Consider the following 23,809-nt stretch of genomic DNA (forward strand, 5'->3'; position numbering starts at 1 on the left):
ATTCGAGCTGTATGTCTTACAACGTTGCAGCCTCTTCACCTACATCAAGCTCATTCCCAACGATATGTAAGACATTTCTGTAGCCTAACCCCCCATTTCCGCCCTTCACCCCCCATTTGGCCCCCGACGCATCCCACAATCCAATCGCGCATTCCCATCCTGCGCGGGATAATACGGCCCTGCCTGGGGTCACAAGCGTTTCCCCCTCGTTGGTATTGGCGTCTCAGAAGGATCGAACGCAATGACAGATTGGCTTCAGAGCTCTGGAGAAATGGCTGAGCGGGTTCGGCGCCATCCTTGGGAGGGCACGCCGCTCGGGCCGCCTGCGCAGTGGCCTGATGTGCTGAAGACCACCGTGGCGCTGAGCCTCGCCTCGCATTTTCCCCAGGCCATCGTGTGGGGGCCGGACCTGATCACGTTGTACAACGATGCGTTTCTGCCGATCCTCGGCAGCAAGCCTGAGGCGCTGGGGCGGCGGTTCGATGAGGTGTGGCGGGAGGTCTGGAACGATATCGGGCCGATCGTGCACGCGGCCTTCGATGGGCAAGCCACTTATATAGAGAACTTCCCCCTGGTCATCGAGCGCGGCGGCGGTCCTGAGCAGGCTTATTTCACGTTCTGCTATAGCCCCATCCGTGACCAGTTCGGCACGGTAGTGGGCATGTTGGATACGGTCACCGAAACCACGTCCACGGTGTTCATGACCCAACGGCTGGCCGTACTGGATGCCATTGGCAATGCCGTGGCCAACGCCACCGACCCGCAGGCCATCATGGCGACCACTACGCGGATTCTCGCGGCGCACCTGAACCTGTCCAATTGTGCCTACGCGGACATGGATGAGGACGAGGACGGTTTCACCATTCGCGGCGATTGGGCCAGGGCGGGGTCGCCCCATATTCTCGGGCATTATCAGCTGGCTGATTTTGGTCGGCTGGCCGTCGCCAACCTGCGGGCCGGCAAGCCGCTGGTGATCAACGATAACCTCAAGGAGCTGGCGCCGGAGGAAGCGGCGACGTTTCAAGCCATTGGTATCGCGGCCACCATTTGCGTGCCGTTGATCAAGGGTGGGCGATTGACCGCGCTGATGGCCATTCACGACAAAACGCCGCGGGTCTGGTCATCCAACGATCTGGCGCTGCTGATGGAAGTCACCGAGCGCTCCTGGGCCCACATCGAGCGCGCCCGTGCCGACGCTGCCGTGCGCGAAGGCCTGGCGGCCCTGGCCGAATTGAACGCGACGCTGGAGGAACGGGTCGAGGAGCGCACCACGCGCTTGAAACAGACCGAAGCGGCGCTGCGCCAGTCGCAAAAACTCGAAGCCATCGGCCAGCTCACCGGCGGCGTGGCCCATGACTTCAACAACCTGCTGACGATCATCCGTTCTTCGGTGGACTTCCTGCGCATGCCCAACTTGTCCGAAGAGCGCCGGCAACGCTACATGACGGCGGTTTCGGAAACGGTGGAGCGCGCCTCCAAGTTGACTAGCCAGTTGCTCGCGTTTGCCCGGCGCCAGCCGTTGAAGCCAGAGGTCATCGATGTGGGCAAGCAAGTGCAGAGCCTGGGGGACATGCTGCAAACCGTCACCGGGGCGCGGATCCAGGTCAACGTCGAGTTGTGCGATCAGCCCTGTTACATCCGCGCGGACCTGAGCCAGTTCGAGACGGCGTTGATCAACATGGCCCTCAATGCCCGGGATGCCATGAACGGCCAGGGCACGCTGTGGCTTCGGCTCAGTTGCGGCGGTGGCATACCGCCGATCCGTGGTCATGCCGGGGCCGGGCAGTCCTTTGCCGCCATCGCCTTGGCTGACACCGGTACCGGTATTGACTCGCAAGTGCTCGAACACATCTTCGAACCCTTCTTCACCACCAAGGAAGTGGGCAAGGGCACGGGGCTGGGCTTGTCCCAAGTGTTCGGTTTTGCCAAACAGTCCGGTGGCAACGTCGATGTTTCGACTGTGGTGGGCGAGGGCACGGTGTTCACCTTGTACCTTCCGGAAGTGGCGCCCGAGCAAAACCACGAGCCGCTCAGGGAAGAGGTCGCGCACCTGGTGCTGGAAAAGGGCAAGCGCCGAGTGTTGATCGTGGAAGACAACCTGGAGGTGGGGCGTTTTGCCAACCAGATCCTCCAGGACCTGGGCTACGAAACCGCCTGGGCGACCAACGCCGAAGAAGCGTTGGAAATGGTCGGGCCGGATGCGATGGCATTCGACGCGGTATTTTCTGACGTGGTGATGCCAGGCATCGGCGGTATCGCCTTGGCCCGGGAGCTGCGCCAGCGTCGCCCGGATCTGCCAGTGGTGCTCACTTCCGGCTACAGCGAAGAGTTGGCCCACAGTGGTCATGAAGGGTTTGAGTTCTTGTCCAAACCCTATTCGGCCGACCAGGTTTCCCGGGTTTTGAACCGGACGATGCTGGGCGCTGAATGAGTGTTTCCTTTTTGAAACAGCGAGTTCCACTCGTCGGCGAAGAGGCTTGTTGAATAAACAGTCTGTTGATGACCGGCTAGTCTCATTGTTGTGAAGGTCGATATTGTCAGGCAACCGGTTGTTGTCGGTATGGACCTCAATGAAAGGGGAAATGCAATGGGAGCATCGTACAGCGAGGAGCAAGGAGCCGCGTATCCGATCAATGAAGGATTGCAGTGTGGTCAGTCGACCTACCATGCAGACTTTGGCGACGAGCCGATCAAGTCCATCAGGACGAAGGTGGCCAAAGTGCAGCGAGGGGAGAAAGCCAAGTTCTTGCCCAGGGTTCCGGTCAAGAAGTGACAGGCTCCCACCGGGCTGCGATCTTTCCCCTGTCGATTGAATCCAAAGCGAAAGATAAAAGATCGCAGCCTTCGGCAGCTCCTACGGGGAGCAATTCCGGTCTTTGCGGAAATATTTTTCATCTTTTCTCAACCGGCGGTTTCTTTCACGTTTCTTTCACAAGCAGGTACGTATTCTCAGCTCATCCGTTAGAAAGCAGTACCTGCCCGTTTCCCCAGCGGGCTTTTTTTTGCCTGTCATAAAATAATCCGCCGTTTCGTTGTCCAACCGTCATGGCTGACGCGTTTGGCGTACACTCGCGCCCGCGCGCACTGGCCATTTCTCCCCGATGCGGCATTCTTGAGGTTTCTATCATGCGTTTGACTTTGTCCACCTTGGTACTGGGGCTGGTGGTTGCCCAGGGCGCGATGGCTGCCGGTGACGGTACCGCTGCAGTCGGCGGCGGTCTGGGCGGTGTGTTGGGCAACGTGGTCGGCCAGCAGATGGGCGGCAGCACAGGCGCCGCGATCGGCGCGGGTGTCGGCGGCGCAGCCGGCAGCGCCGTGGGCGCGCGCAAGGGTAGCCGCACGGAAGCCGCCATCGGCGGTGGCCTGGGGTCGGCCGGTGGTTCGATCGTCGGTAACCGTCTGGGCGGCTCCACCGGCTCCACCATCGGCGCTGGCGTCGGCGGCGCGGCGGGCGGCGCGTTGGGCAGCAACCTGTCCAATGACAACGATGGTCACTCCGGCGGCAAGAAGCACAAGTACAAGCACAAGAGAAATCATCGTTAAGCGGATGCTTGGATGAAAAGACCCGGCCTTGTGCCGGGTTTTTTATTGACCTGCCATTCCCGTGTACAGGGCTCCCCTGAACATTTCTCCGGAACGATTGCCGCCCCCCCACCTCAAATTCATACATCCATCAGCAATCGCGAGGTGTGCCATGACGCCGGAAACCGAAGGCAAGGAAGAAAAGGGCCCGACGGGCGTGCCCTTCATCAATGATCCAGGCCCCAACGACCCGGGCAACGAAGACCCCGGTTCCCTGATGGATGACGCCCAGGTGCCCTTGCTCGACGATGAAGACGCTGAACTCGAGGACGAATCCTACGAGTGAAGGCGTTCAAACTGATCGCCCGCGTTCTCTAAGCTGCAGGACAGGTGCGTGCACCTGTCGGGAGATTGTATGACTGCCGATTCCCCCGTTTCCAATGATGAAGAAACCCCAGAATACCCGCTACCATCGCCCACCAACCCGCTGAGCCGCGACCAGCTCCCGCCCGATGACGAGGCGGGCGTCGAGCAGGTGCCCAGCGACGACGAGGATGTCGAAGCGACTCCGGATGATCCGGACATCGCCGGTGACGACGCCTCTGGCACGCCGAGCTGATCGGCAGGCCCGTCTGTCGATCCATTGGCACCATCGCCCCGCCCCGCGTGCCAGACATCAGGTAAGTATCTTGAAAAGGAGACTCACCATGATGAAGTCCAACATGACAGCGCTGACACTCGCCGGGATTCTTTCCGTCAGTTCATTAGCCGCTTTCGCACAATCTTCTAGCGGCACGCCCCCCGTGGATAAGGGCGGGATGCCACCTTCCTCGGAAATGGAAGCCGGCTCCAAGTCCGGTGCCAGCGAGAACGCCTTGCCTCCGGGCTCTGTAGGCGGCGGCAATGGCGGCGATGCCAGCGGCAGCAGCACCAGCCCCGGCACGGGTAGCGGTTCGCTGAGTGGCGGTAGTACGATGGGTGGTGCCGACGCGGGCGGTGGGACCAACGGCGGAACCGGTACCAGTGACAGCGGTGGCAGTTCGGGCGGCAGTGGTTCGGGGTCGGGTGGCTCCGGTCAGTGATCTCCCATCATCAACCTACATTAGTGGCGAGGGAGCTTGCTCCCGCTGGGTTGCGAAGCAGCCCCACGATCCTACGGTCGCTGCGCAACCGAGCGGGAGCAAGCTCCCTCGCCACAAAGCTCATCCTCAGATTTCCCATTGCCGGTTCCAAGCCCCCTTCGTTATCCTGCTGAATCCTTTAAGGCGAACACGCTGCCCTGGCCGCACCTGAGCCATCCCTGGAATGTTGTGTTGATAACGGATCAGATGCGATGAATGCACCGCTGAAAGAGTTTGGCCCGATCAAGGCTGTGATTTTCGACATGGATGGGCTGTTGCTGGACACCGAGGGGATCTACACCGAGGTCACCTCCATCATCGCCGAGCGCTACGGGCGCACGTTCGATTGGAGCGTCAAGCAGAACATCATCGGGCGCGGGGCCACGGACCTGGCCAATTACGTCGTCCAGGCCCTGGAGTTGCCGATCACCCCCCAGGAATTCCTGGTCATCCGCGAGCCCTTGATGCGCGAGCGTTTTCCTCACGCCCTGGGCATGCCCGGCGCCGAGGAACTGGTGCGGCATCTCAAGGCCCACAACATTCCCATTGCGGTGGGTACCAGTTCGTCCAGCCCCACGTTCGCGCTGAAAACCACGTTGCACCGGGACTGGTTCGCGCTGTTCGATTGCATCGTGACGGCCGATGATCCGGAGGTCGGTGCGGCGAAACCGGCACCGGATATCTTCCTCACCGCCGCCCGGCGCCTGGGTGTCGAGCCGCGCGACTGCCTGGTGTTCGAAGATTCGCCGTTCGGCGTGACAGCCGCGAAAGCCGCCGGCATGACCGCCATCGCCATTCCGGACTCAGCCATGGCGGACGAAAAATACGCCCATGCCGACGGGATCATCCGCTCCTTGAAAATGTTCCAGCCGAGCCTTTGCGGTCTGCCGGAGCTGGAGTGGGCCTGACAGCGAAGGGCTGCTGCGCAGCCCCGCGGGAGCAAGCGCCCTCGCCACAATGATCGGCTCGGGTCAGGCGCCGAAACCACCGTCGATGGTCAGGCTGGCGCCGGTGATGTAACCGGCTTCCGGCCCTGCCAGATAGGCGACGAAACTGGCGATTTCATCGACATTGCCGTAGCGCCCGACGGCCATCAGCGACAACAGGCTGGAGGCGAAGTCACTGTCGGCCGGGTTCATGTCGGTGTCCACCGGGCCGGGCTGCACGTTGTTGACGGTGATGCCGCGCGGGCCGAGGTCGCGGGCCAGGCCTTTGGTCAGGCCCACCAGCGCGGATTTGCTCATGGCGTAGGTCGCGCCGCCAACGAAGGGCATGCGGTCGGCGTTGGTGCTGCCGATGTTGATGACCCGGCCGCCTTCGCCCATGTGCCGCGCTGCCGCCTGGGTGGCGACGAACACGCTGCGCACGTTGACGGCCAGGGTCTGGTCGAAATCTTCGAGTTTGAATTCATCCAGCGGCCCCATGGCCAGCACGCCCGCGTTATTGACCAGGATATCCAACCGCCCAAAAGTTTCGACGGTGGCGGCGACGGCGTTACGGACGGCGTCGGCGTCGGCGCTGTCCGCCTTGATTGCCAAGGCCTTGCCGCCCGCTGCGGTGATGCTGTTCTGCAGTTCTTCTGATTTTGCGCCAGAGCTGACGTAGGTGAAGGCCACGGCGGCGCCTTCTGCGGCAAGGCGTTTGACGATGGCGGCGCCGATGCCGCGAGAACCGCCCTGGATCAAGGCGACTTTACCGTTCAGTGCTTGGGTACTCATGATGTTCTCCAAAAAGTGCCGGGGCGAAGTGCCGCGGTGATGGAGCGAGTATCAAGAAGGTGTCATGGGCTGTGTAGACCGTCATTGCTATAGTCTGTCTAAACCAAAAGTTTAGAGTGAGGCCCATGGAGACCTTCAACAGTATCGAATGCTTTGTGCGCAGCGCCGAAGTCGGCAGCTTTGCCGAAGCGGCGCGACGCTTGAGCGTGACCCCGGCGGCGGTGGGTAAAAGCGTCGCCAAGCTGGAGGCGCGGATGGGGGTGCGCCTGTTCCAGCGTAGTACCCGCAGCCTGAGGCTGACTGAAGCCGGCCAGTTGTTCCTGAGGGAAGTCGGCAGCAGCTTCAACACCATCCAGAACGCCGTCGCCAACCTGGCCAGCGCCGGCGGGCAACCGGCGGGAACGCTGAAGGTGAGCATGGGCACGGCGTTCGGTCGCTTGTATGTCGTGCCATTACTCGGGGAGTTTTTGCGGCGCTACCCGGCGATCAACCCCGATTGGCATTTCGATAATCGCCAGGTAGACCTGATCGGCCAGGGGTTCGATGCCGCCATCGGCGGTGGTTTCGAGCTGCCCCAGGGCGTGGTGGCGCGCAAGTTGACGGTGGCCCATCGGGTGCTGGTTGCATCCACGGACTACCTGAACACCCACGCTGCATTGATGGAACCGGAGGATCTGGCGCAGCACCAGGGCATCCTGATTCGCTCGCCACAAACCGGCCGCGTGCGCTCCTGGCAACTGACCAGCCGAACCCAGCAACACAGCCCGCTCATGCTCAAGACCCGCATGACCATGAGCGATTCGGAAGCCGACTGCGCGGCCGCGGCCCAAGGGCTGGGCATCGGGCTGGTGAGCATGCCGGTGGCCGTGCCCTATCTGGAGTCCGGCGCGCTGCAACGGGTGCTGCCGGACTGGTACGTTGATGACGGCAATATCTCCATTTACTACGCCGAGCATAAGTTGCTGCCGGGCAAGACGCGGGTGTTCGTGGATTTCATCATCGAGCAGTTTGCCGAGCAGGGGTTGGCGCGGCGGTTCAGTGCGGTTTGAGTTGGGCGCTGGACTGCGTTGGCCTCAATCGCCGAGCAAGCTCGCTCCCACAGTTGGAGGGGCTGATCAGCAGTTTCGGGAACACCACAAACCCTGTGGGAGCGAGCTTGCTCGCGATTCAAGGCACCTCGGTCCAAGTCTGTGAGCTCACCGCCCAAACCGCCCCGGCCAGCCAATGATGGTCTTGGGCCGAGGCGTGGCGTAGGTGCGCACTTTCGAGGTCGACAACCCCAGCCGCACCAGCGACTCGGCAATGGTCACCGCCGCCGTCACGCCATCGACCACCGGCACTCCGGTGCGCTGGCGGATCTGCTCATCGAGCCCGGCCATGCCGCCGCAGCCCAGGCAGATCACTTCGGCCTTGTCCTGGCTGACCGCCAGTTCGGCCTGGCGCACGATGGCCTCGACCGCCCGTTGCGGGTCCTGCTCCAGTTCCAGCACCGCCAGGCCGCTGGCCCGTACCGAGGCGCAGCGGTCGAACAGGCCGGACAGCTTGAGCCGGTCTTCGATCAGCGGCACGGTGCGGTCCAGGGTGGTGACCACCGAATAAGCGTGGCCGAGGAACATGGCGGTACTGGCGCCGGCATCGGTGATATCCACCACTGGCACGTTCAGCAGTTCTTGCAGACCTTCGCGGCCATGCTCGCCGTAGCCGGCCTGGATCACCGCGTCGAATGGCTGGTCGTAGGACATCACCCGGTCCATCACCGCAATGGCCGCCAGGTAACTTTCAAAATTGCCCTCGATGGAATCGGCGCCGAAATACGGCGTGAGCCCGACGATCTCGGTGCCCGGCGCGGCCACGGCCTGGGCCTGGCGGGCGATGGCCTGGGTGATGGATTCGGTGGTGTTGACGTTGACCACGAGAATTCGCATGAGCTGTCCTCCTTGATGCATGAAAGTAGGCGGCCCGTACCGGCCGGGCCGTTTGAGGGATCAATGATGAATGTTATCCACAGCGATGGATTCGCCGCTGACGTCCTCGTAATACGCTTCGCGTTTGGCGATGATCAGGTACAGCAGCCCTGCAATCGAAGCGCCAATCAGCCAGGAAAACGGTGAAACGGCGTCAAAACCGGGTACCAGGGCCAGGATAATCGCGATCAGCGCGGCCGGAATGAACGCCGCCACCGCACGCAGGTTGACCCCATTGCTGTAGAAATACGCACCGTTCGGGTCCTCGCTGTACAGTTGCAGCACGTTGATACGGCCTTTTCGCAGCAGCCAGTAGTCGACCATGATCACCCCGTACAGCGGCCCGAGCAGGGCGCCGAGGCCGGACAGGAAATACACGATCACCAGCGGGCTGTTGTACAGGTTCCACGGCAGGATCAGCACGGCAATGGCAGCGCTGATCAGCCCGGCGCGGCGGAAGGTCAGGTATTTGGGCGCCAGGTTGCTGAGCACGAACGCCGGGGCGACGAAGTTGGCCATGATGTTCACGGCCACGGTGACGATCAGGAAGGCCAGGCAACCCAGCACCAGAAGAAACGTGTTGGGGATCGAGGCGACGACCTGGGTCGGGCTTTCGATGATTTGCCCGTTGATCTGGAACTGCGCACCGCAGAGCAGGATGGTGATCCCGGCAAACACCAGGATGTTCACCGGCAGGCCCCAGAAATTACCGACGATGATGGTTCGGCGGCACGGCGAGGAGCGGGCGAAGTCGCAGAAATTGAGGATCAAGGTGCCGTAGATCGACAGCCACAGCGCGCCGCCGGCAAAGATATTGCGCCACATTTCGCCACCGGTCAGCGGCTCGCGGATCGACCAGGCAATGGTGGCGCCGGCCTGGGTGTACATCCAACCGGCCAGGGTCGCGACGGTCACCAGGATCACCGGACCGGCGAAACCTTCATAACGGCGCACCGTCTCCATGCCGTAGGCCAGGATCACCAGTTGCACGAACCAGATCGCCACGAAACACACCCAGCCCAGGCTCGACAGGCCGAGGATCGAGTCGCGGTCGTAGTCGGCGAAGCCCGGATGGATCGCCACCAGCAACACGCGGAACACCACCGACGCCAAGTAGGTCTGGATCCCGAACCAGGCAATCGCAATGACCGCCCTGATCAACGCAGGAATCTGCGCGCCGTGGATCCCGAAGCTGATCCGGCTGATCACCGGGAACGGCACCCCGGTTTTCTGACCCATGTAGCCGGACAGGTTCATGAAGCCATACACCAGTGCCGCGCCTATCCCCAGGGACAGCAAGATCTGCCAGCCACCCAGCCCCAGGGCATACAGGCCGATGGCGAAGGAATAGTTGGCGATGTTGTGCACGTCGTTGGTCCACAGGGCAAAGATGCTGTAGCGGCCCCAGCGGCGACCTTCGGCCTTGGTCGGCGCCAGGTCCTTGTTGTGCAGCCGCGGGCTCAAGGCCAGGGAGGCTGCGGCGTTGTCATCGGGGGCAGTGGTGGAGGAGGGCAGATCCAGCGCGATGTTATTGGAGAGACTTGTACGCATTCCGGCAGGCTCCTGATTCTCGGCGCTGCGATGACTGTGCATGAGCGCGGGGCTCGACAAATCTTCGTCGCGGCGGGCGAGCATCATTGGTTACGGGGCATCTGCAGCCTGTACGGGATAGGGCGCTTCAGGCTTGCGGATCTAAAGTGTGTGTATGTTTTATAAATGTTGTATACAAAACACTTGGCGACTCAAGCCAGATTTATGCCACTTAAGGATCTATCCAACGTAACGCTAATTTCGTTTCGTTATGGTCTTTGAATAACTAGCTGAAATACGGCGATTTAAAGCTGACCGTTTAAACAGGTATTTATTTTTTGGCGAACGCCAGTGGAGGAAGGAAGCCAGGCGGGGCGGGGAATTGGGTGTAACTTTTCGGGGCAGTAACGACATAAGTGCACACAAAAATGCCACTTGTGGTGACATTTTTGTGTACAGAGACGGTGGGTGCTTACACGGTCTTGGATTTGGCGATGATGTTTCCGGCGTGCAGCCCGCATTCTTTCTGCGTGGCTTCTTCCCACCACCAGCGACCTTCGCGTTCGTGCTGGTTCGGCAGCACCGGGCGAGTGCAGGGTTCGCAGCCGATGCTGATGAAGCCGCGTTCATGCAGGCTGTTGTAGGGCAGTTCCAGCATGCGGATGTAACCCCAGACTTCTTCGCTGGTCATCTGCGACAGCGGGTTGAATTTGTACAGGGTGCGCTCCGGGGTGGAAAACGCCGTGTCGATTTCCAGCACGGCCACCTGGCTGCGGGTGCCGGGGCTCTGGTCGCGGCGCTGGCCGGTGGCCCAGGCGCGGACATCGGTCAGCTTGCGGCGCAGCGGCTCGATCTTGCGGATGCCGCAGCACTCGCCGTGACCGTCCTTGTAGAAGCTGAACAGGCCTTTTTCCTTCACGAAGGGTTCAAGTTTCGTGTAGTCCGGCGAGACCAGTTCGATGTCGATCTTGTAGTGCTCGCGCACCTGATCGATGAAGCGATAGGTCTCCGGGTGCAGGCGACCGGTGTCGAGGCTGAACACCTTGACGTTCTTGTTCAGTTTCCAGGCCATGTCCACCAGCACCACGTCTTCGGCGCCGCTGAACGATATCCACAGCTCGTCGCCGAATTCGGCGAAGGCCAGCTTGAGGATGTCCTGGGGGGACTTGTTGGCATAGGTCGTGGCGAGTTCCACGACGTCGAACGATGGGCTCATCAGGGCGGTTTCCTACAGGTCGGTGGCGCTGGGCGCTCTATATGGGGCTGATGGTAACAAAAGCTGTCGGGGCTGGCGCGCTCCTGTGCGTTGCGCGGGCTCTGGCGAATGGCTAGAGTCGGCAAGCCTTTTATTCGCTCAACCGATAAACATCAGAAAAAATGGGAGTGTCTTGTGGAAATTGCCTGTCTCGACCTGGAAGGTGTGCTGGTCCCGGAGATCTGGATCGCCTTCGCCGAAAAAACCGGGATTGAATCCCTCAGGGCAACCACTCGGGACATTCCCGACTACGACGTGCTGATGAAGCAACGGTTGCGCATCCTTGATGAGCATGGCCTCAAGCTCTCCGACATCCAGGAAGTCATCGCCACCCTCCAGCCGCTGGACGGCGCCATCGAATTCGTCGACTGGCTGCGCGAGCGCTTCCAGGTGGTGATTCTTTCCGACACGTTCTACGAATTTTCCCAACCGTTGATGCGCCAGCTGGGCTTCCCGACTTTGCTCTGCCATCGCTTGATTACCGATGACAGCGGGCGGGTGACGGGGTACCAGTTGCGTCAGAAAGATCCCAAGCGTCAGTCGGTTTTGGCTTTCAAGAGCCTGTACTACCGAGTGATTGCAGCGGGCGATTCCTATAACGACACCACGATGCTGGGCGAAGCCGACGCCGGGATTCTGTTCCATGCGCCGGAGAACGTGATCCGTGAGTTCCCGCAATTCCCGGCGGTGCACACGTTTGCCGAGTTGAAGCAGGAATTCCTCAAGGCTTCGAACCGCCATCTCAGCCTGTAAGTAAAAAGCCTGTGGGAGCGAGCTTGCTCGCGATAGCGGTGTACCAGCCAGCATTGATGTTGACTGACACACTGTCATCGCGGGCAAGCCTTGCTCCCATAGGGGTACAGCGCCAGTCTGTGGGAGCAAGGCTTGCCCGCGATGCTTTTAGAGGCTTTGCAAGGTTTCCAGCAACACCCGAACCTTGGTAATCGACTCCTGATACTCGGCCTCCCAGTCCGAATCCGCGACAATCCCGCCGCCGCCCCAGCAGCACACCTGCCCATCCTTGACCAGCAAACTGCGGATGGCGATGGAACTGTCCATTTCCCCGCGCACGTCCAGGTACAGCAACGAGCCGCAATACAGCCCGCGCCGGGTCGGCTCGAGTTCGTCGATGATTTGCATGGCGCGGATTTTCGGCGCGCCGGTGATCGAGCCGCCGGGAAAGCTGCCGGCGATCAGGTCCAGGGCGTCCTTGTCGTCGGCCAGTTCGCCGGTCACGCTGCTGACCAGGTGATGCACGTTCGGGTAGCTTTCCAGGCTGAACAACTCCGGCACCCGCACCGAGCCGATACGGCAGGTGCGGCCCAGGTCGTTGCGCAGCAGGTCGACGATCATCAGGTTTTCCGCCCGATCCTTGGGGCTGGCCAGCAGTTCGGCGGCGTGGGCCGCGTCTTCCTCGGGCGTTGTGCCGCGGGGGCGGGTGCCCTTGATCGGCCGGGTTTCCACCTGGCCTTCGCTGACTTTGACGAAGCGCTCTGGGGACAGGCTCAGTACCGCGCCGCCCTCCGGCAGGCTCTGGAAGCCGGAAAACGGTGTCGGGCAAGCCGCCCGCAACGCCTGGTAAGCGGCCCAGGCATCACCTTGGCAGGGCGCGCGGAAGCGTTGGGCGAAGTTGACCTGATAGCAGTCGCCGGCCTGGATGTACGCCTGGATACGTTCGAACGCCTGTCGGTAGGCTTCGGCACTGAGGTCTGGCGTCATCGGTCCTTCAAGGCTGAACGAGGGAACGGTGGCGTTGGTCGGCTGGCTGAACAGCGCGATCAGGCGCTGGCGTTCGTCTTCGCCGCAATGGGGATGGAACACCAGTTGGCTGGTGCCCGCCTGGTGATCGCTGATCAAAGCCCAGTCGTACACGCCAAAACGTGCGTCGGGCAGTTGCAGGTCGTCCTGGGCGTGGGACGGCAGGGTTTCGAGGTGTCGGCCGAAGTCGTAACTCAAGTAGCCGATCAGGCCGCCGGCGAAAGGCAATTGCACCGTGGCCGGCAGTACCGCATCGCCCAGTTGCGTCAGCTGAATGCGCAGGCGTTGCAGGAAATCGCTGCCGCTCTCGTTCGGCAACACCGCCAGTTGTGCCAGCGGCCAGGCGCTGAGCAGGTCGTAACGCCCACGCTCGGCACTCGGCCGGCCACTGTCGAGCAGCACGCTGCCCGGGGCATGACGGATCGCCGCGAAATACTCGGCGGGGTTGGTGCGGTAGGGCAACGGGTGTACGGAGCAGGTTGGCATGGGCGGGGCGGGTCAGCCATTCAGGCGGGGGAGCGATTGTAATCCCCTGTAGGATTTGCTCCTAGGGGGATGTCGGAGATGGGTAAGTATGGGGGCTATCGAAGATATTTGGGTGTGAACACCTTGTGGCGAGGGAGCTTGCTCCCGCTGGGTTGCGCAGCAACCCCCAGGCAGTTGAACGCGGTCAGCCTGATGCACCGCGGTGCTGGGTTTTGAGGGGCGCTTCGCACCCCAGCGGGAGCAAGCTCCCTCGCCACAGGAGCAAACTTCAAACCTCAGTCTCAGCCTTCAACCGGCGGAATATGCCCAAACAGCTCCTGGGCAAACGCCACGCGCTCTTCCGCGGTTTCGATAACGCCCCGTTCCTTGAGTTCTTCCAGGCGGGCTTCCACCGCGTGGGTGCGCAGGGTCAGGCCGCAGTCGTTGGCGATCTGGATGTTCAGGCCCGGTCGGGCATTCAGTTCCAGGATCAACGGCCCTTTCTCCTGGTCCAGCACCATGTCGACGCCGATGTAGCCCAGCCCGCACAGTTCATAGCACCCGGCGGCCAGTTTCATGAAACCGTCCCAGTAGGGCAGTTGCACACCGTCCACCGCGTTGGTGGTGTCGGGGTGTTTGGTGATGATGTTGTTCAGCCAGGTGCCGCGCAGGGTCAGGCCCGTGGCGAGGTCGACGCCCACGCCAATGGCGCCCTGGTGCAGGTTGGCCTTGCCGCCGGACTGCCGGGTTGGCAGCCGCAGCATGGCCATCACCGGATAGCCCATCAGCACGATGATGCGGATGTCCGGCACGCCCTCGTAGCTGATGCTCTTGAAGATCTGGTCCGGCGTCACGCGGTACTCGATCAGCGCCCGGTCACGGTGCCCACCCAGGGAATATAGGCCCGTGAGGATACTGGAGACATGGTGCTCGATTTCCTCATGGCTGATGATCTTGCCGGACACCGTGCGATAGCGGCCTTCGAAGCGGTCGGCGATGACGATAATGCCGTCGCCGCCAGCGCCCTGGGCCGGCTTGATCACGAAGTCGGTGCGCCCGCCGATGATTTCGTCGAGCTTGTCGATTTCTTTCTCGGTGGAGATCACCCCGTACAGCTCCGGCACATGGATGCCGGCGGCGATGGCCCGCTCCTTGGTGATGATCTTGTCATCGACGATGGGGTACAGGCTGCGCTTGTTGTACTTGAGCACATAGTCGGCGTTACGCCGATTGATGCCCATGATGCCCCGGGCTTCCAGGGCCTTCCAGGTCTTCCAGAAGCCGAACATCAGGAGTCTGCCTTGAGGAAGGCCTTGAACCGGACCAGCTCGGTCAGGCGGTAGCCGCGATAACGCCCCATGGCCAGCATGAAGCCCACCAGGATCAGCAGGATCGCCGGGAAGGTGAACACGAAGTACACCAGTTCCGGCACGCTCATGATCAGGTGCGCCAGGGACGCGGCGAACAAGGTGCCGATGGCGACTTTCATCGCGTGGCCGGCGCCGCGTTCTTCCCAGGTGATGGACAGGCGTTCGATGGTCATGGTCAGGATCACCATCGGGAACAGCGCCACCGACAGGCCACGCTCCAGGCCCAGCTTATGGCTGAACAGGCTGATGGCGGCGATCAGCACCACCACGAACGTCAGCACCACCGAGAGCCTTGGCAGCATCTGCAGCTTGAGGTGTTCCAGGTACGAACGCAGCGACAGGCCCAGCGTGGTGATCACCGTGAACAGGATGATGCCGAAGCCCAGTTGGGTTTCACGGAAGGCCAGGGCGATCAGCACCGGGGTGAAGGTCCCGAGGGTTTGCAGGCCGATCAGGTTGCGCAGTATCAGGATCACCAGCACGCCGATCGGGATCATCACCATGATCATGAAGGTTTGCTGGGTTTGCAGCGGCAGGCCGTAGAGCGAGTATTCGAGGAAGTTGGCGTCGGTGTTCTCGTCCGTCAGCTTGGCCAGGCGAATGGCGTTCATTTCGCTGTTGTTCATGCTGAAGGTGACGGTGGCTTTCTTGCCGCCATCGACGGTGATCAGGTTTTCATCGCCGGTCCACCACAGCAGGCGGTCGGTGGGCAGGCCTTGTTCGCCGGAGTCCGGGTTGAAATACAGCCAGTCGGTGCCGTTGAAGCTGCGCAGCCACAATTCGGGCATCTGCGGCTGGTCGGCCACCAGGCGGATGGTGTGGACCTTTTCCACCGGCACGTGGGCGATGGACAGCACCAATTCGACGATGCGCGCCTTGTTGGCCGAGGAAGGATCACCGGCCAGCAACAGCTTGACGTTGTCGTCGTTGAGGTTGTTGACCCGCTTGATCGCTTCGCTGATGAACGTCTCGACGTCGGCCGAGTGCTGGCGGATCGGCGCGAGCAGGGCTTCGGCGGCCAGTTTCTCCGGACCTTCGACGGCGATGCTGTCGCGGAAGGTCGGGCCCTTGACCTTGGTTTTCTCGGCGCTGTAGCGCTTGGTCAGCACCAGGCGGTAATAAAGGGTCTGGTTGCCCTTGGCGCGACGGGCTGACCACGTCACTTTGCGGTTACCGTCGACCCGGTTCACCGCCACGCCGTAATTATTGGAAATGAAACTCTCGTTGAGGCTCACGTAGTCGCGGCTCAGGGGCGGCACGAACATCTGGATCTTCACCGGATCCTTGGCGTTGGGCACGAATTCGACCTTGGCGTCGATGTTCCACAAATCGTCGGTGGCGTCTTCGGTGACCGGGATGCCGAGCACGAAAATCTGATAGGCCGTCACCGACAGGCCCAGCACCACCAGGATGGCGATCAGCATTTTCAGATGGAGGGTAAGGGAGCGCATTGGAATTACTCTGCGGTTTGAGCGGCATTGGCGCAGGCGGGTTTGCCGGCAGCGTATTTAAGACTGGGGTCGACCAGCGCGTCGAAGCGCTTGAGCGCCTCGGAACCGATCAGCAACGGGTATTGGAAGGCGCTGCGGTCGGTCAGGTTCACTTCGATGCTGCGCAGGGCCGAGCCCATGCAGATGTCCAGTTCGATGACCGGCCGGGCCGTGTATTTCTTGCCTTCTTCCGGGTCGTAGTCACCGGCGCGGCGTTTGATCTTGCTGACCCGGGCCAGCGGACGTTCGATGGGGTGCGAGTGGGCTGCGTCGATGGCCAGGTAAAAACGCACCCAGGATTCGCCATTGCGTTTGAAGCGCTTGATGTCCCGGGCGCTGAGGGATGCGGTCTTGGCGCCGGTGTCGAGCTTGGCGGCGACCTCCAGGTCGATACCCTGCAGGGCGGCGTATTCGTTGAGGCCGTACACGGTTTTTTCACCCGCCACGGCAAGCCCCGGCAGGCACATGAAATAGAAAGCGGCAGATAAGGGCTTGAGTGTCATAGATCCTGGTGCGCAGCGTTCCGTTTATCGGTTCAGGCCCTGGCATTACTGCACAAGCTCCCTAGGCAGCCTTTCTCTAATAAAAGGAGAGCGGCGAATAACCGCGGCATTCTAGCACGGTGGTTTTCTGACGCCACCGCTGGCCGGAGGCTACGAGTCTTCATGCAGCAGGGTTATCTCCAGGGCGTTTATTAGACGATTGTCGACAATGTTGATTTTTGTTTTGACGTAAAGGCCGTTGTTGGTTAGTTTTTGCCATATTGATTTCAAAGGTGTCGACAATATGCTCGATCAGCTCGAAACCCCGGTGATGGTCCAGGACGACTCGGAGACCCTGTCCGAGAACGTCTTCCGGCGTATCCAGGCCGCCATCGTCAAGGGCGAGATCGCCCCCGGCAGCAAGATCTCCGAGCCCGAGCTGGCGCGCACCTACGGCATCAGCCGCGGGCCGCTGCGCGAGGCCATTCACCGCCTGGAAGGCCAGCGCCTGCTGGTGCGGGTACCCCACGTCGGTGCCCGGGTGGTGTCGCTGAGCCACGCCGAGCTGCTGGAACTCTACGAAATCCGTGAATCCCTCGAAGGCATGGCCTGCCGTCTGGCGGCCGAACGCATGACCCTGGAAGAAATCGACGAACTGCGCCGGGTGCTGGAAACCCACGAGCGCGATGCGGCGTTCCAGGCCGGTGTCGGTTATTACCAGCAGGAAGGCGATTTCGACTTTCATTACCGGATCATCCAGGGCAGCGGCAACCGCACCCTGACGCAGATGCTGTGCGGCGAGCTGTACCAACTGGTGCGCATGTACCGGATCCAGTTCTCCACCACGCCCAACCGTCCGCGCCAGGCCTTTGCCGAGCACCACCGGATTCTCGACGCCATCGCCGACCGTGACGGCGAACTGGCTGAATTATTGATGCGCCGGCACATCGGCGCCTCCAAACGCAATATCGCGCGTCATTTCCAGGACAGCGCCGCCACTGAACGAGGTGAGTCATGAGCAACAGCACTCCAGGCCAGCGTTTCCGCGATGCGGTCGCCAGCGAGCATCCGCTGCAAGTGGTGGGCACGATCAACGCCAACCACGCGCTGCTGGCCAAGCGCGCCGGTTTCAAGGCGATCTACCTGTCGGGCGGCGGCGTGGCGGCCGGTTCCCTCGGCGTGCCGGACCTGGGTATCACCGGCCTGGATGACGTGCTGACCGACGTACGGCGTATCACCGATGTGTGCGACCTGCCGCTGCTGGTGGACGTGGACACCGGCTTCGGTTCCTCGGCGTTCAACGTGGCGCGCACGGTCAAGTCGATGATCAAGTTCGGCGCCGCGGCGATTCATATCGAAGACCAGGTCGGCGCCAAGCGTTGCGGCCATCGTCCGAACAAGGAAATCGTCTCCCAGCAAGAGATGGTCGACCGTATCAAGGCCGCCGTCGATGCCCGTACCGATGACAGTTTCGTGATCATGGCGCGTACCGATGCCTTGGCGGTGGAAGGCTTGGAATCGGCCCTGGACCGCGCCGCCGCGTGCATCGAGGCCGGTGCCGACATGATTTTCCCCGAAGCCATCACCGAGCTTGAGATGTACAAGCTGTTCGCCAGCCGCGTGAAAGCGCCGATCCTGGCCAATATCACCGAATTCGGCGCGACCCCGCTGTACACCACCGAACAGCTGGCCGGGGCCGACGTGTCCCTGGTGCTGTACCCGCTGTCGGCCTTCCGGGCCATGAACAAGGCGGCCGAGAATGTTTATACCGCGATCCGCCGTGACGGCACGCAACAGAATGTCATCGACACCATGCAGACCCGCATGGAGCTTTACGATCGCATCGACTACCACACCTTCGAGCAGAAGCTCGATGCGTTGTTCGCGGCGAAGAAGTAAGGCGCGACTCCCCTACAAATTCAAGAAAATGGAGACAGCAAATGGCCGAAGCAAAAGTACTCAGTGGCGCCGGGCTCCGTGGCCAGGTGGCCGGGCAAACCGCATTGTCCACCGTGGGCCAATCGGGTGCCGGCCTGACCTATCGCGGCTACGACGTTCGCGAGCTGGCGGCAGATGCGCAATTTGAAGAGGTGGCCTACCTGCTGCTGTACGGTGAACTGCCGACCCAGGCACAGTTGGACGCCTACACCGGTAAGCTGCGCCAGTTGCGTGACCTGCCCCAAGCCTTGAAGGAAGTGCTGGAGCGCATTCCCGCCGACGCCCACCCGATGGACGTGATGCGCACCGGCTGCTCATTCCTGGGCAACCTGGAACCCGAGCAGGATTTTTCCCAGCAACATGACAAGACCGATCGCCTGCTGGCCGCGTTCCCGGCGATCATGTGCTACTGGTATCGCTTCAGCCATCAAGGCCTGCGCATCGAATGCGTGACCGACGAAGTGTCCATCGGCGGCCACTTCCTGCACTTGCTGCACGGCAAGAAGCCGAGCGAGCTGCACGTCAAGGTGATGAATGTCTCGCTGATCCTCTACGCCGAGCACGAATTCAACGCCTCGACCTTCACCGCCCGGGTCTGCGCCTCCACGCTGTCGGACCTGTTCTCCTGCATCACCGCCGCCATCGGCTCGCTGCGTGGCCCGTTGCATGGCGGGGCCAACGAAGCGGCGATGGAAATGATCGAGCGCTTCAGCTCACCGCAGGAGGCCATCGAAGGCACCCTCGGCATGCTGGCGCGCAAGGACAAGATCATGGGCTTCGGCCACGCGATCTATAAGGACAACGACCCGCGCAACGAGGTGATCAAGGGCTGGTCGAAAAAACTCGCCGACGAAGTGGGCGATACCGTGCTGTTCCCGGTGTCCGAAGCCATCGACAAGACCATGTGGGAACAGAAGAAGCTGTTCCCCAACGCCGATTTCTATCATGCCTCGGCGTACCACTTCATGGGCATCCCGACCAAGCTGTTCACGCCGATCTTCGTCTGCTCGCGCCTGACCGGCTGGGCCGCCCACGTGTTCGAACAACGCGCCAACAACCGCATCATCCGACCGAGCGCCGAATACACCGGCGTCGAACAGCGCAAGTTCGTGCCAATCGAACAACGCTGAGCTGGAGGGTTTTAGCCGCCGGAACTGAATGACCCCGAAACCCTGTGGGAGCGAGCTTGCTCGCGATTGCGCACTGACATTCAACATTGATGTCGACGGATGCGCCGCTATCGCGAGCAAGCTCGCTCCCACAGTGGCCGGGGGGACTTCAAGTACTGCGCCAGCCCCTTCTGAAACCACCGTGACCGAGTCCTGACGATGAACACAGAATTTCGCAAACCGCTGCCTGGCACTTCGCTGGATTATTTCGACGTTCGCGGCGCAGTGGAGGCCATCCGCCCCGGCGCCTATGATGGCCTGCCGTACACCTCCCGCGTGCTGGCGGAAAACCTGGTGCGTCGCTGCGACCCGGCCACGCTGCGCGAGTCGCTGCTGCAACTGATCGAGCGCAAGCGTGACCTGGATTTCCCGTGGTTCCCGGCCCGCGTGGTGTGCCATGACATCCTCGGCCAGACTGCCCTGGTGGACCTGGCCGGCCTGCGCGACGCCATCGCCCTGCAGGGTGGTGACCCGGCGCAGGTCAATCCGGTGGTGCCGACCCAACTGATCGTCGACCACTCCCTGGCGGTGGAAAGCGGTGGTGCCGACCCGCAAGCCTTCGCCAAGAACCGCGCCATCGAAGACCGCCGCAACGAAGACCGCTTTCACTTCATCAACTGGACCAAGAAAGCCTTCAAGAATGTCGACGTGATTCCGCCGGGCAACGGGATCATGCACCAGATCAACCTGGAAAAAATGTCGCCGGTGATCCAGCAGCGTGACGGCGTGGCCTTCCCCGACACCTGCGTCGGTACCGACAGCCACACCCCCCACGTCGATGCCTTGGGCGTGATTGCCATCGGCGTCGGTGGCCTGGAGGCCGAAAGTGTCATGCTCGGTCGCGCCTCGTGGATGCGCCTGCCAGAAATCGTCGGCGTCGAGCTGACCGGCAAACTGCAACCGGGCATCACCGCCACCGACATGGTGCTGGCGCTGACCGAGTTCCTGCGCAAGCAAAAAGTCGTTGGGGCATGGCTGGAGTTTTTCGGTGAAGGCGCCAGTGCCCTGACCTTGGGCGACCGTGCGACCATTTCCAACATGGCGCCGGAATATGGCGCCACGGCGGCGATGTTCCATATCGATCAACAGACGATCGACTACCTGAAGCTCACCGGCCGCGAAGACACCCAGGTGCAGTTGGTGGAAACCTATGCCAAGCACGTGGGCCTGTGGGCCGATAGCCTCAAGGGCGCACAGTACGAGCGTGGCCTGACCTTCGACCTGTCCTCGGTAGTACGCAACATGGCTGGCCCGAGCAACCCCCACGCCCGCGTCGCGGTGTCGGAGCTGGCCGCAAAAGGCATTTCCGGCCAGTGGGACGATGTGCCCGGGCAAATGCCCGACGGCGCGGTGATCATCGCCGCCATCACCAGTTGCACCAACACCAGCAACCCGCGCAACGTGATCGCCGCAGGCCTGCTGGCGCGCAACGCCAACCGCCTGGGCCTGGCCCGCAAGCCGTGGGTCAAGTCGTCCCTGGCCCCGGGTTCGAAAACCGTGGCGCTGTACCTGGATGAAGCCGGCCTGACGTCCGAACTCGAGAAGCTGGGCTTCGGCGTGGTGGCATTCGCCTGCACCACCTGCAACGGCATGTCGGGCGCGCTGGACCCGGTGATCCAGCAGGAAATCATCGACCGCGACCTGTACGCCACCGCCGTGTTGTCGGGCAACCGCAACTTCGACGGGCGTATCCATCCGTACGCCAAGCAGGCGTTCCTGGCATCGCCACCCCTGGTGGTCGCGTATGCGATCGCCGGGACCATCCGCTTCGACATCGAAAAAGATGTGCTGGGCGTGGTGGACGGTCGCGAGATCCGCCTCAAGGACATCTGGCCGAGCGACGAAGAAATCGACGCGGTGGTCAAGGCTTCGGTGAAGCCGGAGCAGTTCCGCCAGGTGTACATCCCGATGTTCGCCATCCAGGAAGATACCGGGCCGAAAGTGACGCCGCTGTACGACTGGCGCCCACAAAGCACCTACATCCGTCGTCCGCCGTATTGGGAAGGAGCGCTGGCCGGTGCGCGGCCACTCAAGGGCATGCGCCCGCTGGCGGTGCTGCCGGACAACATCACCACCGACCATTTGTCGCCGTCCAACGCCATCATGCTGGACAGCGCCGCTGGCGAGTACCTGGCGAAAATGGGCCTGCCGGAAGAGGACTTCAACTCCTACGCGACCCACCGCGGCGACCACCTGACCGCGCAGCGCGCCACCTTCGCCAACCCGAAACTGTTCAACGAAATGGTCCAGGAAAACGGCAAGGTCAAGCAGGGCTCCCTGGCCCGAGTCGAGCCGGAAGGCAAGGTCATGCGCATGTGGGAGGCCATCGAGACCTACATGGAACGCAAGCAGCCGCTGATCATCATTGCCGGTGCCGACTACGGCCAGGGTTCGTCCCGAGACTGGGCGGCCAAGGGCGTACGCCTGGCCGGTGTCGAGGCGATCGCCGCCGAAGGTTTCGAACGCATCCACCGCACCAACCTGGTGGGCATGGGCGTGTTGCCGTTGGAGTTCAAGCCCGGTACCGATCGCAAGACCCTGGGCATCGACGGCAGCGAAGTCTATGACGTGATCGGCGAACGCACGCCGCGGGCGACGCTGACCCTGGTCATCACTCGCAAGAACGGCGAGCGCGTCCAAGTGCCGGTGACCTGCCGTCTCGATACTGCCGAAGAAGTGTCGATCTACGAAGCCGGGGGTGTGTTGCAACGCTTTGCCCAGGACTTCCTGGAATCGGCGGTGGCCGTTTAAATCGCTTGGGTGGCCCGTTCTCCGGCCACCCTTTTTTTCAGGAGTTAGAGCACATGGCTCACTCGCCTCAAATCAAGATCCCTGCGACCTACATGCGTGGCGGCACCAGCAAAGGCGTGTTCTTCAGCCTGCAAGACCTGCCCGAAGCGGCTCGCGTTCCTGGCCCGGTCCGGGATGCCCTGCTGTTGCGGGTGATCGGCAGCCCCGACCCGTACGAGAAGCAGATCGATGGCATGGGCGGCGCAACGTCCAGCACCAGCAAGACCGTGATCCTGTCCAGGAGCACCCGGGCGGATCACGATGTCGATTACCTGTTCGGCCAGGTGTCCATCGATAAGCCGTTCGTGGACTGGAGCGGCAACTGCGGCAACCTCTCGGCGGCGGTGGGGTCGTTTGCCATCAGCAGTGGTTTGGTGGCGTCTGACCGTATTCCGCAAAACGGCGTGGCCGTGGTACGGATCTGGCAGGCCAACATCGGCAAGACCATCATCGCCCATGTGCCAATCACCGAGGGCGTGGTGCAGGAAACCGGGGACTTCGAACTCGACGGCGTGACCTTTCCAGCGGCCGAAGTGCAATTGGAATTCATGGACCCGGCGGCCGAGGAGGAGGGTGGTGGTGGCTCGATGTTTCCCACCGGCAACCTGGTGGACGACTTGGAAGTGCCTGGTGTTGGCACCTTCAAGGCGACGCTGATCAACGCGGGGATCCCGACGATTTTCATCAATGCCCGCGATGTCGGCTACACCGGCACTGAATTGCAGGGGGCGATCAACAGCGATCCCAAGGCGTTGGCCATGTTCGAAACCATTCGCGCCCACGGTGCCTTGCGCATGGGCTTGATCAAGCACCTGGACGAAGCGGCCCAGCGCCAGCACACACCGAAAGTGGCGTTTGTAGCGCCGCCGGCGGATTACCTGTCCTCCAGCGGAAAAGCCGTGGCGGCGGGGGATGTCGACTTGCTGGTGCGGGCGTTGTCCATGGGCAAGTTGCACCACGCCATGATGGGCACCGCAGCGGTGGCCATCGGCACGGCCGCAGCGATTTCCGGCACCCTGGTGAACCTGGCCGCCGGCGGCATCGAACGTAACGCCGTGCGTTTCGGCCACCCGTCCGGCACCCTGCGCGTCGGCGCCGAGGCCAGCGTGGTCAGCGGCGAATGGACCGTTAAAAAAGCCATCATGAGCCGCAGTGCGCGGGTGTTGATGGAAGGGTTTGTGCGGGTGCCGGGGGATGTTTTGGGCTGACAGCCAGCCTCAAGTGAAACCTGTGGGAG

The 23,809-nt window shown here is 62.0% G+C and carries 22 protein-coding genes; 14 read left to right on the top strand and 8 right to left on the bottom strand.

Annotated elements, in window-relative coordinates; all coding sequences use genetic code 11:
- The first annotated feature begins 241 nt into the window (after window positions 1–241).
- The 7 genes from IB266_RS15620 (at window position 242) to IB266_RS15650 (ending at window position 5,551) form a co-directional block, all read left to right on the top strand.
- Entirely contained in the window at window positions 242–2,431 is a 2,190-nt protein-coding gene (locus IB266_RS15620) for a response regulator (RefSeq protein ID WP_192261705.1), read from the top strand.
- Window positions 2,432–2,560: 129 nt separating this feature from the next.
- Window positions 2,561–2,773, top strand: coding sequence for a hypothetical protein (locus tag IB266_RS15625; protein ID WP_225613536.1), 213 nt, complete (start codon window positions 2,561–2,563; stop codon window positions 2,771–2,773).
- Between the two features lie 353 nt (window positions 2,774–3,126).
- Window positions 3,127–3,543: a glycine zipper domain-containing protein gene (locus IB266_RS15630; RefSeq protein ID WP_060741339.1), complete on the top strand. Its 417-nt coding sequence runs from the start codon at window positions 3,127–3,129 to the stop codon at window positions 3,541–3,543.
- A 151-nt stretch (window positions 3,544–3,694) separates the two neighbouring features.
- On the top strand, window positions 3,695–3,868 hold the full coding sequence (locus tag IB266_RS15635) for a hypothetical protein (RefSeq protein WP_170842313.1): 174 nt from the start codon (window positions 3,695–3,697) through the stop codon (window positions 3,866–3,868).
- A gap of 69 nt (window positions 3,869–3,937) precedes the next feature.
- Window positions 3,938–4,141: a hypothetical protein gene (locus IB266_RS15640; protein ID WP_192261706.1), complete on the top strand. Its 204-nt coding sequence runs from the start codon at window positions 3,938–3,940 to the stop codon at window positions 4,139–4,141.
- A gap of 88 nt (window positions 4,142–4,229) precedes the next feature.
- Window positions 4,230–4,604 carry a hypothetical protein gene (locus tag IB266_RS15645; RefSeq protein WP_192261707.1) on the top strand — a complete coding sequence of 125 codons (375 nt, stop codon included), beginning with the start codon at window positions 4,230–4,232 and terminating at the stop codon, window positions 4,602–4,604.
- A gap of 251 nt (window positions 4,605–4,855) precedes the next feature.
- Window positions 4,856–5,551 carry an HAD-IA family hydrolase gene (locus IB266_RS15650; protein ID WP_060741342.1) on the top strand — a complete coding sequence of 232 codons (696 nt, stop codon included), beginning with the start codon at window positions 4,856–4,858 and terminating at the stop codon, window positions 5,549–5,551.
- A gap of 63 nt (window positions 5,552–5,614) precedes the next feature.
- Here the strand turns inward: IB266_RS15650 and IB266_RS15655 are convergent, their stop codons facing one another.
- Entirely contained in the window at window positions 5,615–6,361 is a 747-nt protein-coding gene (locus IB266_RS15655; RefSeq protein WP_192261708.1) for a 3-oxoacyl-ACP reductase family protein, read from the bottom strand.
- A 125-nt stretch (window positions 6,362–6,486) separates the two neighbouring features.
- Here IB266_RS15655 and IB266_RS15660 point away from each other — a divergent pair, with 125 nt between their 5' ends.
- Window positions 6,487–7,410 carry a LysR family transcriptional regulator gene (locus IB266_RS15660; protein WP_192261709.1) on the top strand — a complete coding sequence of 308 codons (924 nt, stop codon included), beginning with the start codon at window positions 6,487–6,489 and terminating at the stop codon, window positions 7,408–7,410.
- Between the two features lie 147 nt (window positions 7,411–7,557).
- Here IB266_RS15660 and IB266_RS15665 read toward each other — a convergent pair whose 3' ends face one another.
- The 3 genes from IB266_RS15665 to IB266_RS15675 form a co-directional block, all read right to left on the bottom strand.
- Window positions 7,558–8,286, bottom strand: a complete 729-nt coding sequence (locus tag IB266_RS15665) for an aspartate/glutamate racemase family protein (protein ID WP_025214781.1) — start codon at window positions 8,284–8,286, stop codon at window positions 7,558–7,560.
- Window positions 8,287–8,346: 60 nt separating this feature from the next.
- Window positions 8,347–9,876 carry an NCS1 family nucleobase:cation symporter-1 gene (locus tag IB266_RS15670; RefSeq protein WP_192261710.1) on the bottom strand — a complete coding sequence of 510 codons (1,530 nt, stop codon included), beginning with the start codon at window positions 9,874–9,876 and terminating at the stop codon, window positions 8,347–8,349.
- Window positions 9,877–10,327: 451 nt separating this feature from the next.
- Window positions 10,328–11,071, bottom strand: coding sequence for a phosphoadenylyl-sulfate reductase (locus IB266_RS15675; protein WP_013693959.1), 744 nt, complete (start codon window positions 11,069–11,071; stop codon window positions 10,328–10,330).
- Between the two features lie 174 nt (window positions 11,072–11,245).
- Here IB266_RS15675 and thrH point away from each other — a divergent pair, with 174 nt between their 5' ends.
- Window positions 11,246–11,863 carry a bifunctional phosphoserine phosphatase/homoserine phosphotransferase ThrH gene (thrH, locus tag IB266_RS15680; RefSeq protein WP_103310891.1) on the top strand — a complete coding sequence of 206 codons (618 nt, stop codon included), beginning with the start codon at window positions 11,246–11,248 and terminating at the stop codon, window positions 11,861–11,863.
- Between the two features lie 147 nt (window positions 11,864–12,010).
- On the opposite strand, the gene pabB is transcribed toward thrH, so the two are convergent.
- The 4 genes from pabB to IB266_RS15700 form a co-directional block, all read right to left on the bottom strand.
- Window positions 12,011–13,354, bottom strand: coding sequence for an aminodeoxychorismate synthase component I (gene pabB / locus IB266_RS15685; RefSeq protein WP_192261711.1), 1,344 nt, complete (start codon window positions 13,352–13,354; stop codon window positions 12,011–12,013).
- 281 nt (window positions 13,355–13,635) lie between these two features.
- On the bottom strand, window positions 13,636–14,622 hold the full coding sequence (locus IB266_RS15690) for an alpha-L-glutamate ligase-like protein (RefSeq protein ID WP_060741349.1): 987 nt from the start codon (window positions 14,620–14,622) through the stop codon (window positions 13,636–13,638).
- A complete protein-coding gene (locus IB266_RS15695; RefSeq protein ID WP_192261712.1) occupies window positions 14,622–16,154 on the bottom strand; it encodes an inactive transglutaminase family protein in 1,533 nt (510 codons plus the stop codon). Before IB266_RS15695 ends, IB266_RS15690 begins: the two co-directional genes overlap by 1 nt.
- 5 nt (window positions 16,155–16,159) lie before the next feature.
- Window positions 16,160–16,696 carry an ATP-dependent zinc protease gene (locus IB266_RS15700; RefSeq protein WP_053186065.1) on the bottom strand — a complete coding sequence of 179 codons (537 nt, stop codon included), beginning with the start codon at window positions 16,694–16,696 and terminating at the stop codon, window positions 16,160–16,162.
- Between the two features lie 283 nt (window positions 16,697–16,979).
- On the opposite strand from IB266_RS15700, the gene IB266_RS15705 reads away from it, so the two are divergent.
- From IB266_RS15705 to prpF, 5 genes are all read left to right on the top strand, one after another.
- Window positions 16,980–17,693, top strand: a complete 714-nt coding sequence (locus IB266_RS15705; protein WP_053186063.1) for a GntR family transcriptional regulator — start codon at window positions 16,980–16,982, stop codon at window positions 17,691–17,693.
- Complete coding sequence (gene prpB, locus IB266_RS15710) at window positions 17,690–18,574, top strand: methylisocitrate lyase (protein ID WP_030137801.1); 885 nt, start codon at window positions 17,690–17,692, stop codon at window positions 18,572–18,574. Before IB266_RS15705 ends, prpB begins: the two co-directional genes overlap by 4 nt.
- Window positions 18,575–18,615: 41 nt before the next feature.
- The gene (gene prpC / locus IB266_RS15715) at window positions 18,616–19,743 is read left to right on the top strand and encodes a 2-methylcitrate synthase (protein ID WP_192261713.1); all 1,128 of its coding nucleotides are present in this window, start codon (window positions 18,616–18,618) and stop codon (window positions 19,741–19,743) included.
- Between the two features lie 198 nt (window positions 19,744–19,941).
- Window positions 19,942–22,533, top strand: coding sequence for a Fe/S-dependent 2-methylisocitrate dehydratase AcnD (gene acnD / locus IB266_RS15720; protein ID WP_192261714.1), 2,592 nt, complete (start codon window positions 19,942–19,944; stop codon window positions 22,531–22,533).
- A gap of 53 nt (window positions 22,534–22,586) precedes the next feature.
- A complete protein-coding gene (gene prpF, locus IB266_RS15725; RefSeq protein ID WP_192261715.1) occupies window positions 22,587–23,780 on the top strand; it encodes a 2-methylaconitate cis-trans isomerase PrpF in 1,194 nt (397 codons plus the stop codon).
- The last annotated feature ends 29 nt before the right edge of the window (window positions 23,781–23,809 follow it).

Source organism: Pseudomonas sp. Pdm06, from assembly GCF_014851795.1.
Lineage (GTDB): Bacteria > Pseudomonadota > Gammaproteobacteria > Pseudomonadales > Pseudomonadaceae > Aquipseudomonas > Aquipseudomonas fluorescens_AA.

Bases quoted from the DNA above. Each gene is read 5' to 3' on its own strand.
- IB266_RS15620 (WP_192261705.1), top strand. From the start codon at position 242: ATGACAGATTGGCTTCAGAGCTCTGGAGAAATGGCTGAGCGGGTTCGG.
- IB266_RS15625 (WP_225613536.1), top strand. From the start codon at position 2,561: ATGGACCTCAATGAAAGGGGAAATGCAATGGGAGCATCGTACAGCGAG.
- IB266_RS15630 (WP_060741339.1), top strand. From the start codon at position 3,127: ATGCGTTTGACTTTGTCCACCTTGGTACTGGGGCTGGTGGTTGCCCAG.
- IB266_RS15635 (WP_170842313.1), top strand. From the start codon at position 3,695: ATGACGCCGGAAACCGAAGGCAAGGAAGAAAAGGGCCCGACGGGCGTG.
- IB266_RS15640 (WP_192261706.1), top strand. From the start codon at position 3,938: ATGACTGCCGATTCCCCCGTTTCCAATGATGAAGAAACCCCAGAATAC.
- IB266_RS15645 (WP_192261707.1), top strand. From the start codon at position 4,230: ATGATGAAGTCCAACATGACAGCGCTGACACTCGCCGGGATTCTTTCC.
- IB266_RS15650 (WP_060741342.1), top strand. From the start codon at position 4,856: ATGAATGCACCGCTGAAAGAGTTTGGCCCGATCAAGGCTGTGATTTTC.
- IB266_RS15655 (WP_192261708.1), bottom strand. From the start codon at position 6,361: ATGAGTACCCAAGCACTGAACGGTAAAGTCGCCTTGATCCAGGGCGGT.
- IB266_RS15660 (WP_192261709.1), top strand. From the start codon at position 6,487: ATGGAGACCTTCAACAGTATCGAATGCTTTGTGCGCAGCGCCGAAGTC.
- IB266_RS15665 (WP_025214781.1), bottom strand. From the start codon at position 8,286: ATGCGAATTCTCGTGGTCAACGTCAACACCACCGAATCCATCACCCAG.
- IB266_RS15670 (WP_192261710.1), bottom strand. From the start codon at position 9,876: ATGCGTACAAGTCTCTCCAATAACATCGCGCTGGATCTGCCCTCCTCC.
- IB266_RS15675 (WP_013693959.1), bottom strand. From the start codon at position 11,071: ATGAGCCCATCGTTCGACGTCGTGGAACTCGCCACGACCTATGCCAAC.
- pabB (WP_192261711.1), bottom strand. From the start codon at position 13,354: ATGCCAACCTGCTCCGTACACCCGTTGCCCTACCGCACCAACCCCGCC.
- IB266_RS15690 (WP_060741349.1), bottom strand. From the start codon at position 14,622: ATGTTCGGCTTCTGGAAGACCTGGAAGGCCCTGGAAGCCCGGGGCATC.
- IB266_RS15695 (WP_192261712.1), bottom strand. From the start codon at position 16,154: ATGCGCTCCCTTACCCTCCATCTGAAAATGCTGATCGCCATCCTGGTG.
- IB266_RS15700 (WP_053186065.1), bottom strand. From the start codon at position 16,696: ATGACACTCAAGCCCTTATCTGCCGCTTTCTATTTCATGTGCCTGCCG.
- IB266_RS15705 (WP_053186063.1), top strand. From the start codon at position 16,980: ATGCTCGATCAGCTCGAAACCCCGGTGATGGTCCAGGACGACTCGGAG.
- prpB (WP_030137801.1), top strand. From the start codon at position 17,690: ATGAGCAACAGCACTCCAGGCCAGCGTTTCCGCGATGCGGTCGCCAGC.
- prpC (WP_192261713.1), top strand. From the start codon at position 18,616: ATGGCCGAAGCAAAAGTACTCAGTGGCGCCGGGCTCCGTGGCCAGGTG.
- acnD (WP_192261714.1), top strand. From the start codon at position 19,942: ATGAACACAGAATTTCGCAAACCGCTGCCTGGCACTTCGCTGGATTAT.
- prpF (WP_192261715.1), top strand. From the start codon at position 22,587: ATGGCTCACTCGCCTCAAATCAAGATCCCTGCGACCTACATGCGTGGC.